The organism is Pseudoalteromonas sp. Isolate6 (assembly GCF_022398435.1).
GTDB lineage: Bacteria > Pseudomonadota > Gammaproteobacteria > Enterobacterales > Alteromonadaceae > Pseudoalteromonas > Pseudoalteromonas galatheae.
Genome location: NZ_JAKEVK010000011.1, coordinates 16,363 through 27,421, shown reverse-complemented (window position 1 = coordinate 27,421; position 11,059 = coordinate 16,363). Strand labels below are relative to the sequence as shown.

Sequence of the window (11,059 nt, the reverse complement as noted above, 5' to 3'; positions counted from 1 at the left end):
CCTAATCATTCTATTACTCTCCGCGAAGTGCATGTAATGCGGGGCGGGCAATAATATTTCTCGAAGATAGTAGCGTAACACCCGTGACTAAAGTGATTACAGTGGCAAGTGAAATTAGCCAATGGACAGCACTATCTATTGTAATAGGTACAAGCGTATCTTGAAGTGTTGAAATACTCAATAACACTATGATAGAAGCGCACGCCGCTGCAGTAATAGGGCGCAAATTATCTCGTAATACCAGTTTAAATACGGCAATCGGTGTTGCACCAACTGACATTCTCACGCCTAACTCAAACCGACGTAACGCCACGCTGTACTTACATACACCGTAAATACCAAGTGCCGCAAGCGCAAGTGCAAATATCGATAGCATCAAAGTAAACATACTAATGACACGAGCTTGCTGTAAGTGCGTAGCCAAAAGCATGGTCGTGGACTGAAAGTTATAGACACGCATTTGCGGGTGGATACCTGTGAGTGCCTGATTTATTTCTGCTCGACTAATGGTGGCATGTGCGTGAGTTTCAATTAACACAAAGGGGTAACCAGTTGGCACTGAGGGGATGAAAACCCTTGCAATATCAGGTTGTTTGGGAAGATAAATGTCCTCGACAACACCAACTACTTCAACGCTTTGTTGGCCATTTCGGGGGTATAGTTTAGCGCCCAATACTTGTCCTTGCTGGCGTAATTGCGTAGCTAGGGTCTGATTGACAATGACAACAGGCGCATTATTAATGGCTTCCTCATGAGTAAAGGCCCTACCGTCGATAAGTGTTGCCCCAAAGGCGTCAAAGTATGGCCAAGTACCAGTGGTACTTTGATATTCAAACGAATTTTTTTCGATACCAGGTTCAAATTGCATTTGACGATTTGAAAAGCCCGGTAGCCAATAGGAAAAAGGGGGATAACCGCCAATGCCTACTTTGGTTACCTGCGGTAACTTTGCTAACGAGTCAACGGCGGATAGAAGCAGTTGTGAGCGCTCCCCGCGGCTCATCTGTTGTAGCAAAGTACCTAAGTTTAGTGCTACTTGATAGGTATTTTGTTCTCGTATTCCCGTATCACGTTGCAAGTTTTGCCAGCTTGTTTGGAATATCCCCAGACAAATAGTGAGCAGTGACAGGCAAACAAATAATTGAAATGAGATTAATAAGGTGCGGGTCATCGCGGAAATCTGAACGCCAGTACCTTTACCACTACTTTGCAGCTGTTGAATAATATGACGGTAGTTAAGCTGACGGCTTACTATCCAAGAAAGTAGCAAACATAATAAGATACTGACAGTAAAGGCGAAAGCAATAGTATGCGCTTCGAGTTGCAGCTCTTGCAAACGAGCGAGCGGGCCGACAACCCCTGATTTTAGTAGCCTTATGATCCCCTCAGCGATTAAAAGCGATAATGCTGCTGCGCTGATAAATAACAGCCCTAATTCTATCGCAATGTGGAAAAATAGATGATTAGGCTTGGCACCTAAAGCGGCTTGAACGGCAAAGCTTTTTTGTTGCTCGGCGGCACGTGAAAGCACTAAATTACAAATATTACTTAATGCGATTAATAGTAATACAGAGCTTCCGAGTAGCATCATTATACTCACTTGTGATGCTTCACCAATAATACGAGTTTTCATCGGTACAAATTCAAGTTGTACTTTACTATTAGCGAAAGTTTGCTCGCCAGCAGTTTGTTGTTGTAGTTGTTCATTCAGCCAGTTTTCAAGAGAAAGCTTTGCGCGACGTGCATGTTGTACATCATGTAACTTTAGCAATTGATATGTCTGGATATTATTCCTTTGCCATGTTGGTGTTGGAGAATCATTATAGTCATAACTGATCCATACATCGGTGTGCCAGTTAGGTGTGGATAATACCGGCTCAATGAATCGCTCGTCGGTGACGCCAACAATTTTAAAGCTCACCCCTTTAAATACCAATGTTTGGTCTAGAACGTTTGTATTTCCGCCGAAATAACGTTGCCACACTTGGTGTGAAACGATCGCGACAGGTTGTTGGCTACCTATCCCTTCATCTACTGAAAAGTACCGTCCCAATGCCAGTGGTACATTGAATATCGACATAAACTCGGGGGTGATCGCGCCAGTATTAAATGTTGGGCTGCTCGGTAAACTTTGTTCAACATCAATACTGATATTCTGAATGGCCATCACTTCGATATCAGAAAATTGTGCTTGCTTGTCATACGCCTCTAAGCTGCCAGCATGAGGAATAAAATTGCTTTGCTTCACTTCATTATTGTCATCTACCAACGCGCCACGCATTAATACCAAGCGCTCTGCATCTGGATAAGGAAGCGGAGCTGCGAGCAATTGATAGTTTAGGTTATACATCGCTACCAGCGCACCGAGTGTCAGCGCGAGCGTAATTATTATTGTTAGGGTGTAACTGACATGGCTGCGAAGTTTTTGCCAGGCCATTTTAAGTGAATGCGTTACCATATTTACTCCAAATCCACGCACCTTGTGTATCGGTATGCTGTGATAGTTATTCTACTCTACAGGGGAGCAGCAACGCCTATGCCAAACTTACCTTATTGATATTAATGATATTTGTCTTTTATTTACAAGTGTTCAGTCCATAATCGGACGATAAAAGACCATAAATGGACTATAGCTGCGATCAGACCGTACAGAAGCCAGACTAGGTTGTTGATTTATACACGGACCGATCAGGATTATTGAAAAAAATGTTGGATAAACTTTCATCTGTCACATTAATAGTAGATAATACGCGACCTTTAATTCTCAATCGGGCAATCTCAACGCGCATTTTTGCGTAGATCGACTAGGATCACTGAGGGCCAACTTCACTGAGTAATAATATGAGCATCGAAAAGTTAAGAAATATCGCGATTATCGCGCACGTAGACCACGGTAAAACAACGCTTGTAGACAAGCTACTTGAGCAATCAGGTACACTACAGCAGCGCGGTGGTAATGAAGAGCGAGTGATGGATTCAAACGATCTTGAAAGAGAGCGTGGTATCACCATCCTTGCAAAAAATACCGCAATCAAGTGGAACGACTACCGTATCAATATCGTAGATACTCCGGGACACGCCGACTTCGGTGGTGAAGTAGAGCGTGTTCTTTCGATGGCTGACTCAGTATTACTACTAGTTGATGCACAAGAAGGTCCGATGCCACAAACGCGTTTCGTAACGCAAAAGGCGTTTGCTCAGGGTCTTAAGCCTATTGTTGTAATCAACAAAATCGACAAGCCGGGTGCTCGTCCTGATTGGGTAATGGACCAAGTTTTTGACCTATTCGATAACTTAGGTGCAACTGACGAACAGCTAGACTTTAAAGTGATCTACGCATCAGCAATCAACGGTTGGGCAACACTTGACCTAGATGAGCCGTCTGACAATATGGAACCAATGTTCCAAGCTATCGTAGACGAAGTTGAAGCGCCTAACGCGGATCCTGAAGGTCCGTTCCAGATGCAAATTTCTCAGCTTGATTACAACTCATACGTAGGTGTTATCGGTGTTGGCCGTATTAAACGCGGTTCAGTTAAGCCTAACCAACAGGTGACTATCGTCGGTGCTGATGGTAAAACACGTAACGGTAAAGTAGGTCAAGTACTTGGTTACTTAGGTCTTGACCGTCATGAGGTTGAGCAAGCAACTGCAGGTGATATCATCGCAATCACAGGTCTTGGCGAACTGAAAATTTCTGACACTATCTGTTGCCAGAACAATGTTGAAGCATTGCCTCCGTTATCTGTTGATGAACCAACAGTAACAATGACTTTCTCTGTAAACACGTCTCCATTCTCAGGCCAAGAAGGTAAATACGTCACCTCGCGTAATATCCTTGAGCGTCTAGAAGCTGAGCTTGTGCACAACGTTGCACTACGTGTTGAAGAAACCGATAACCCAGATAGCTTCCGTGTATCTGGTCGTGGTGAACTTCACTTGGGTATTCTGATTGAGAATATGCGTCGTGAAGGCTACGAGATTGCAGTATCTCGTCCAGAAGTAATCCTACGTGAAGTTGATGGTCAGCTAGAAGAGCCGTACGAAACAGTAACCATTGACTGTCAAGAAGAGCACCAAGGTTCTATCATGGAGCAGCTTGGTCTGCGTAAAGCAGAAATGACTGACATGTCTCCAGATGGCAAAGGTCGTGTGCGTATGGACTTCATGATGCCTGCACGTGGTCTAATTGGTTTCCAAACTGAATTTATGACGTTAACATCTGGTTCTGGTTTGATGTACCACACGTTCTCACATTACGGTCCACACAAAGGCGGTAACATTGGTCAGCGCAAGAATGGTGTACTAATCGCGAATGCAGCAGGTAAAGCGCTAACAAACGCACTATTTAACCTACAAGAGCGTGGTCGCCTATTCATTGGTCACGGTGTTGAAGTGTACGAAGGTATGGTTATTGGTATTCACAGCCGTGATAACGACCTAACGGTAAACGCGCTTAAAGGCAAGCAGTTAACCAACGTACGTGCATCTGGTACTGATGAAGCACAAAACCTTGTGCCACCTGTTGTTATGTCACTAGAGCAAGCGCTTGAGTTCATCGATGACGACGAGCTTGTAGAAGTAACACCTGAAAGCATCCGTATTCGTAAGAAGTTATTGACTGAAAGCGAGCGTAAACGCGCTAGCCGCCAAGCTAAATAATAGTTAACCTGGACTTGGGATAACAACTTATCTCGAAAGCAGGTTACTTAGAATACAAAAAACGCCGCAAAAATTGCGGCGTTTTTTTGTATTCCATTTTCCAAACCTAAAACAAACCGTATTCTTCCGTTTCTTCGGGCTCATAGCTTTGTAAATGTTCAGGGCGGAAAATGGCACTGGGGTCAATCAATACGCTGTGGCGTTTTCCCATCTTGACCAAACCTTTCATTAACTTTTTGGTTTGAGCATCTATCTCAAAACCGATACTGGTCATTTCCTGCAGTGATTTAATATCGCTTTCGTCACAGTGAACGTTATCTTCGACCTTGTCGACTAGCAAACCGATATGCGGACTTTGGCCATCTTGAGTGGTAAAAACAATAATGGGTTTATGGTCGAGCATGATTTGGTCACGGGCGGATTCAAAAAGTCGCATCAGCTTATTAAAGGTGGTGCTCTTTTCACGAGCGAGCGTTTCTATGGCCTGTTGTTTTTGCCCTTGTGCGCACATCATCAACAGTTTATCTGCTAATGAATGGAGTTTTTCATGTGGTTCTTCGAAGCGTTTTAGGAGCGCTTTTAGGTCGTCATTTTCAGTTTTGAAGCCGTAAAACCACTGACCAAAGGCGCATTGTTTAGGATCTTTAGCTTTAGTGAAGGGAACATCATTAAAAATACTTGCTTCTAGAGCGTGTAGCCATTCTTTATGGTCTTCTTCTCGCTTTTTAAGCATGTCTACAAGTTCTTGGTTAGTCTCATAAGAAGAACGTTTATTGAGGATGATCCCTAAATCGAATATGGGAGTGGGTATTCCCATATAATCCTTAACACCAAGGAAGCTTGGGTTGTCATTAGGTAGGTCTGTTAAGTTTTCTTCGTAGCGCTCAGTTAATAGAATATCGAGGATTTGCAGTGATATTGTTTTTTTCCCGACGCGAAAGTTAATTAAATCCATGTTAGCCTCGCATATGGTCAGTATCAACTAAGCATAGAACATTATTGGAAAAAGGAACGGTAAACTGGCAATTTCTTTTGCGCTGGCTGGAGCATAAATACCTCTTGAATAACGGCGTTATGCTCCAACTCCTGTTGTAATGCGGTTAGTAGGCAGTCACTATCAATGGGCAGGTCACATTGCTGGATTGCAGTCGTTAATAAGTAGGCATTGAGATAGCCTTCGAATACCTGCTCATTTTGGGACAGGGTGGTATTACGAATTGCCTCGCGAAAAGTGTCACAAAGCTTACCTTTACAAACCGCAGGATCAGGTACCACTTCGGTGACCAATACCTTTGGCGTGCCATTTAGTCTGGCAAACAGCTCATTGGAGGAGGCAAATGAAACCGTAGCGTATTGTGTTTCAAGGCCAACCTCTATGGCACGATTAATAAACTTGGACAGTGGCGTGTAGGTGCCGACCATAGCTAGGCCCTCTATTTGATGCCGCTGCGCTTGTCCAAGGGCTCGCTCTATATCATCAGTATTGCGCCTAAAACGTGTTATCACAACGGGCTTTAATCCACGTTCAGAAAGCGCTCTGGTGAGGCTCTTTTCTACGGTTAGACCAAATTCATCGGCTTGAATGAGTAAACCCACCCGCTGTAGTTTTTGTTCATCGATAAAGTAGCGGATGATATCTTGTGCTTCTTTATTGTAGCTAGTGCGAAGGTTAAACACTTTGAAAGTATTAGGATCTTGAAGAAACTCAGCGCCAGTATATGGCATAAGAAAGGGGACCTTAGAGTGCTCCAAAATAGGCTTTATGGCATAAGATGTGGGCGTGCCCATAACACCAAATAATGCATCGACTTTATTTTCATAAACGAGCTTACGAGCATTGGTTACGGTTTTGTGTGGCTCATAGCCATCATCCAACACCTGCAACTCAATTGCAGCGGCGTTATCGGCTTTATGCTGGTTATAAAAGTTAAAATGTAGCTCGGCACCAGCCCTTAGTTGTTGACCTATCTCTTTTGCAGGCCCAGAAAGTGCGGTGGACATACCAATTTTCACAACAGGTTGAGCGGAAGCTGTAAAATTTAGTACAGCAGAAGCAAAAACGAATAGTAAAAATTTAACACCGAAAATACTCATATACTTGCCGCACTGTCTCTCTAAGCGTTGTGGTGAGGGCTTTTTTACCAGATAACCCAAGCAAATTAAGTACGACTTGGGTCGAATGTTGCTGTAATATTAGACGAATTACTAATGCTTTGGAAACTTTAGTTAAGTTTTTAAGCAATCGAGGATCGGTTGTGATCAGCTGCCATAAAAAAGGACATACTTGTTGCTCGACCGGATTGCTGTTACGTAGATAGCACAAATAATCCAGCTGTTCACTAGTTATGCTTTTAAAGGGCATTGTAGCTAATATAGCGGCAACCACCTCAGTATCAAGTTGTTGATAGTGCGAGCGTAACTGATAGAAAAAAGCTTGTTTAAATACTTGAGTATAGGTGTTGTCTAATTCGCCTCTGACTTTTTTAAGCATCAAAACTGCGTACTCGCCACTGGCTTTATCTTGCTTAAACCCTAGTTTCATTGGCTGATAGTGACGCTGTGACCAAAACGAAAGCAACGGCGCTGTAAGACCAAAACTGGTTCCTATGTAACTGATATCTTTTGATAATGTGGTTTCAAAAGAAGCCAGTAGGCGGCGGCCAATTCCTTGCTGTTGTACATCTGGGTGTACGGCTATTCTAACGACTCTAGCGCTTTTTTCGGTGACAAAGCGGTTGTCACCAAAGCTTGTCGTTAGCTGCTGCGCCATGAGATGGCCTGCGGGCCTTCGCGTTCCTACCAGAATATCTCCTGCGAGATCTGCAGCGAGTCCGCCTTCGATAACAGCAAGGCAAATGCCTACTAGCTCGTTATTGCAAAATGCGCCCTGTAAGTGGAGATCGGGTGCATCTAATAATTGCCTTAAATCATCCACGCTGGTTTGATAATGTGCTAATACGAGTAGTGAAAATACTTGCTCAAGTAACGAGCTATTTTCTAACAACTCACTCTGTGCGATAGCACGCATTGTGGTTGGCGAGGTGAGTTGGGGTGATGTCGCTTTACACTCGAGTACAAATAAATCCCTGATCTGCCGCTCCAACGGATCATCCGATGCGTAGCGAATAGGAGTCGACAAGGTGAAGTTAAGATAACTTGGGTAATGTGATTCCAAGTAGCGCTTAAACCGCAATGTGTAGCCTCTACCATTACCCTCATAACCAACTATGGTACTGGAAAAAATGCAGCGAAAACCAAATTGAGCGACTTGTATTAAAAATGGAACTGGCAAGGCGGCTGCTTCATCCACCAAAATAACCGTATTGCTATCAAGCGTAGAGGCTTGTTGTAGTAACGCATCTGGTGCCAGATAGCTGAGATTAGCCAGCTTCTTTGTTTTTACCTCAACCTCGGTATTGAGTGCTTGAGCAAGCATGTCAAAGCAACTATGTAGAGCATGGAAATGGCGGCTACAAATAACAAATTGTTGTGTAGGGTGCTTTGATGCCAAGAGGCCCAATAGCGCGCTCTTCCCCCGACCTCTATCTGCGCTCAGTAATACAGGTTTTTGCCGGTTTTCCAATGCTGTGGAGAGTTGTGCCAGTACGTTTTGTTGCTCTTCAATACCGCAAACCGCTGAACTTGCAGCAAGATACGCTGAGGGCAGTTGAACCCCAAAGTGCTCGCTGATATGCCAAGCTGGTTGTTGCTGCCAGAGTTGCTGCCACCTTTTTAAAAAGTAGCTATGTTTGGGTATTTGCCCCTCAGAGCACCAGCGGGTAATTGCAGGGTCTAGCCAGTGGTCGAGTGCATCTAATTCGGGAAGTAACAACAGCAGTAAGCCGCCTGCCTTTACAGTGCCCGCCGCAGCTGCGATTTTGTTAGGCACAATACCACTAAAGCCGTCGTAGACTAAGTTGCTAAATTCTTGTCCGAGTATTTGGTGTAAATGCTCAGGCCAAACGGCATTTTCTAATGCCTTACTGCTACTTAGGATAAGATTATCGTTTGAGTTTGCTAGTAGCTGCTGACACTGCGCGTAGCACCAAGCTTGGCTGCCGGTGATAAGCAAGAGTTGCCGATGGCGCGCATCGGCAAGCTGAGAGCGTAATAGCGGCAGATTAGAGTGCTTGAAGTCTTGCATAGGCGGTTACTAACCACTTACTACCAACATCATCAAAGCTAACTTGAATGCGTGACTGAGCACCAGCACCTTCATAGTTAAGCACTGTGCCTGCACCAAATTTGGCATGCAGGACACGCTGGCCTAAATTAAAGCCGCTATCTTCAAAAGTCGCATGACTGATTGATGGGCTGAATCGACCCGAGTTAGCAGGGCGAGAAATTTGTGTTTTAATCCGAATTTCTTCCATGCAGTCTTCAGGAATTTCACGTAAGAACCTTGAAGGGCTGTGATGTTTTTCTTGACCATACAAGCGGCGGCTTTCTGCGTGGCTAATGTAAAGCTTATCCATGGCACGCGTCATACCGACGTAGCACAAGCGGCGCTCTTCTTCCAAGCGGCCCGACTCTTCATTACTTTGCTGCGATGGGAACATGCCTTCTTCCACCCCAACCATAAAGACCAGTGGGAACTCGAGACCTTTGGCTGAGTGCAGCGTCATCATTTGTACTGCGTCTTCATGCTCGTCAGCCTGGCCTTCGCCTGCCTCCAAAGAGGTATAGGCTAAAAAGCCTTGTAATGGTGAGGTAAAGTCTTCATCGATAGGAAGCTCATACTGACCACAAGCACTGATCAATTCTTCCAAGTTCTCCACTCGAGCGCGGCCTTTTTCGCCTTTTTCGGCTTGATACATTGCCATGAGACCTGACTGCTCAATGGCTGTCTGTGCTTGCTGTGCCAGTTCAAGTTCTGCAATTTTATCGTCGAGCTGCTCGACTAGTTCAATAAATTTTGTCACCGCTGTAGCAGCTCTTCCTGCTAAATGCTTTTGTGCAAGCACGGCTTTGGCTGCATCCCAAAGTGAGAGTGATTCGTGACGCGCACAATCGCGAATATGGCTTAACGTTTTATCGCCAATACCACGGGCAGGCGTGTTTATCACACGCTCAAATGCTGCGTCATCATTGCGATTGCTGATTATACGAAGATAAGACAGGGCATCTTTAATCTCTTGGCGTTCGAAGAAACGCATACCGCCATAAATACGGTATTTTAACCCTTCTTGAAGTAGGGCTTCTTCTAATACTCGGGACTGTGCGTTGTTTCTGTAGAGTACCGCGCTGTCGCTGAGCGCATTGCCAGCCTGTAACCAAGATTTAATTTTGCCAACCACAAAGCGTGCTTCATCAAGTTCATTAAAAGCGGCGTAAATTGAAATTGGCTCGCCTTGGTTTCCGTCAGTCCAGAGACTTTTACCCATTCGTTCCGCGTTGTTTTCAATGAGCGCATTGGATGCTTTTAGAATGGTTGCAGTAGAACGATAATTTTGTTCAAGTCGGATCGTCTCGGCGTTAAAGTCGTCCAGAAAACGTTTGATGTTTTCTATTTTTGCACCACGCCAGCCGTAAATACTTTGGTCGTCATCACCTACGATCATGATATTGTTGTCACTACCTGCCAGCAGGCGCAACCACAAATATTGAATGCTATTGGTATCTTGGAACTCGTCCACTAGCATATGGCGGAAGCGTTGTTGATAGTGACGTAGCAAGGTAGGTTGTTGCTGTAATAGCTCGTAGCAGCGCAATAGGATCTCAGCAAAGTCAACAAGACCAGCTCTATCACAGGCATCTTGGTAAGCACTATATACATTCAACATCAGCTGTTCATTGACATCATATGCTTGAATATCTTTGGGTCTTAACCCTTCGTCTTTACGCGCGCTGATGTACCAGCTTAACTGCTTAGGTGGCCACTTTTTCTCATCGATATTCATGGCTTTGAGCAAACGGCGGATCATTCGTTGCTGATCATCGCTATCTAAAATTTGAAATGACTCTGGTAATTTAGCTTCACGGTGATGGGCGCGTAACATGCGGTGGGCAAGGCCGTGGAAAGTGCCTATCCACATACCACCAACAGGGCCATTGAGCGTCGCTTCAACACGAGCACGCATTTCTTTGGCTGCCTTATTGGTAAAGGTTACCGCGAAAATACTAAATGCAGAGGCCTGCTCAACTTGCATAAGCCAAGCTATACGATGAACGAGTACTCGTGTTTTACCTGAACCCGCACCTGCGAGCACTAGCATGTTTTGCAGAGGTGCGGCGACTGCATCGCGCTGTTTGTCGTTGAGGCCGTCGAGTAATTCTGATACGTCCATTGCTTTGCCTATTTGCTCAAATGATGGCAAGTATACCGAGTCGCTGCCGTAAATCCCAGCATATCGCAAAGCAAACCTAATTGAGTAAAGGTAACATTATGATTTATAAA

6 protein-coding genes are annotated in these 11,059 nt (G+C 44.6%); 1 reads left to right on the top strand and 5 read right to left on the bottom strand.

Annotated features, from left to right (window positions below):
• Positions 1–13: 13 nt before the first annotated feature.
• Positions 14–2,458 carry an ABC transporter permease gene (locus L1D50_RS02910; protein ID WP_235956604.1) on the bottom strand — a complete coding sequence of 815 codons (2,445 nt, stop codon included), beginning with the start codon at positions 2,456–2,458 and terminating at the stop codon, positions 14–16.
• 383 nt (positions 2,459–2,841) lie between these two features.
• On the opposite strand from L1D50_RS02910, the gene typA reads away from it, so the two are divergent.
• On the top strand, positions 2,842–4,662 hold the full coding sequence (gene typA / locus L1D50_RS02905) for a translational GTPase TypA (RefSeq protein WP_138524610.1): 1,821 nt from the start codon (positions 2,842–2,844) through the stop codon (positions 4,660–4,662).
• Positions 4,663–4,768: 106 nt separating this feature from the next.
• On the opposite strand, the gene L1D50_RS02900 is transcribed toward typA, so the two are convergent.
• From L1D50_RS02900 to uvrD, 4 genes are all read right to left on the bottom strand, one after another.
• Positions 4,769–5,617 (bottom strand): CZB domain-containing protein, encoded by an 849-nt coding sequence (locus tag L1D50_RS02900; protein ID WP_138524612.1) that lies wholly within the window; start codon positions 5,615–5,617, stop codon positions 4,769–4,771.
• A 41-nt stretch (positions 5,618–5,658) separates the two neighbouring features.
• A complete protein-coding gene (locus tag L1D50_RS02895; protein ID WP_235956605.1) occupies positions 5,659–6,663 on the bottom strand; it encodes an ABC transporter substrate-binding protein in 1,005 nt (334 codons plus the stop codon).
• A 73-nt stretch (positions 6,664–6,736) separates the two neighbouring features.
• Complete coding sequence (locus L1D50_RS02890; protein ID WP_138524616.1) at positions 6,737–8,806, bottom strand: GNAT family N-acetyltransferase; 2,070 nt, start codon at positions 8,804–8,806, stop codon at positions 6,737–6,739.
• Complete coding sequence (gene uvrD, locus L1D50_RS02885) at positions 8,784–10,949, bottom strand: DNA helicase II (RefSeq protein WP_128725636.1); 2,166 nt, start codon at positions 10,947–10,949, stop codon at positions 8,784–8,786. The genes L1D50_RS02890 and uvrD overlap by 23 nt, the downstream gene beginning before the upstream one ends.
• Positions 10,950–11,059 lie beyond the last annotated feature (110 nt).

Coding starts and splice junctions, on each gene's coding strand:
- L1D50_RS02910 (WP_235956604.1), bottom strand. CDS start 2,458: ATGGTAACGCATTCACTTAAAATGGCCTGGCAAAAACTTCGCAGCCAT.
- typA (WP_138524610.1), top strand. CDS start 2,842: ATGAGCATCGAAAAGTTAAGAAATATCGCGATTATCGCGCACGTAGAC.
- L1D50_RS02900 (WP_138524612.1), bottom strand. CDS start 5,617: ATGGATTTAATTAACTTTCGCGTCGGGAAAAAAACAATATCACTGCAA.
- L1D50_RS02895 (WP_235956605.1), bottom strand. CDS start 6,663: ATGTCCACCGCACTTTCTGGGCCTGCAAAAGAGATAGGTCAACAACTA.
- L1D50_RS02890 (WP_138524616.1), bottom strand. CDS start 8,806: ATGCAAGACTTCAAGCACTCTAATCTGCCGCTATTACGCTCTCAGCTT.
- uvrD (WP_128725636.1), bottom strand. CDS start 10,949: ATGGACGTATCAGAATTACTCGACGGCCTCAACGACAAACAGCGCGAT.